Raw genomic sequence first — 213 nt, 5'->3', positions numbered from 1 at the left:
TTGAGCAATTATCAAATATCGCAAAAAAATTAGGTGCTAGTGCTGAACTACAGCAACAATTTTTAACCGCTAATACCACGATTCAAGTGCTTAATATGACTAAACAGGCAGTCTTAGATATCGCGACTGTTGTCTGTATTGAAGCCTTAATATTTGCTAAAACCATTGTTCATGTGTCCATTTAGGTAGAAGTGTGGGCGGTCAATCGAACAG

General features: G+C 37.6%; 1 protein-coding gene. It reads left to right on the top strand.

Going from position 1 to position 213, the window contains the following annotated elements; genetic code table 11:
* The coding region (locus V6256_RS15960; RefSeq protein WP_341599183.1) for a hypothetical protein at window positions 1-185 on the top strand (185 nt) is incomplete at its 5' end.
* Between the last annotated feature and the right edge of the window lie 28 nt (window positions 186-213).

Origin of the sequence: Psychromonas aquatilis, from assembly GCF_038155185.1 — a bacterium.
In the GTDB taxonomy this organism is placed as follows: Bacteria; Pseudomonadota; Gammaproteobacteria; order Enterobacterales; family Psychromonadaceae; genus Psychromonas; species Psychromonas aquatilis.
The sequence above is the reverse complement of the archived record's forward strand: the minus strand, read 5'-3'. Positions and strand labels throughout refer to the sequence as shown.